Here is a 242-nt window from a genome sequence, read left to right as displayed (position 1 = left end):
GCAATACGCTGCATCCAACCTATCTTACTATAGGTAGCCAAGCGTGACAGGAACCACAGCCAACCGCGTGCCAATGCCCAAAATATGGCAATGAAGCCAATCAATCCTATAAGCAGCTGCCCAGCAAGCAGCCATGATTGTACTTCATAGGCAAAAAACGCATATAATCCTGCTAGCATCAGCCCATACCACAATAGCGGTAGCTGTCGATACCAAGGTAGGCGTTGCGCCTGCTGACTGGC

Annotated in this window: 1 protein-coding gene; it reads right to left on the bottom strand. The window is 50.0% G+C overall.

All coding sequences use genetic code 11. The annotated features are described in order from the left end of the window. A partial coding sequence (locus AAEY75_RS16730) for a hypothetical protein (protein ID WP_352260283.1) occupies positions 1–242 on the bottom strand: 242 nt, incomplete at both ends.

It is taken from the genome of Psychrobacter sp. TB55-MNA-CIBAN-0194 (assembly GCF_040309505.1).
In the GTDB taxonomy this organism is placed as follows: domain Bacteria; phylum Pseudomonadota; class Gammaproteobacteria; order Pseudomonadales; family Moraxellaceae; genus Psychrobacter; species Psychrobacter fozii.
Note: the sequence above shows the minus strand (reverse complement) of the source record. Positions and strands in the feature narration are given on the sequence as shown.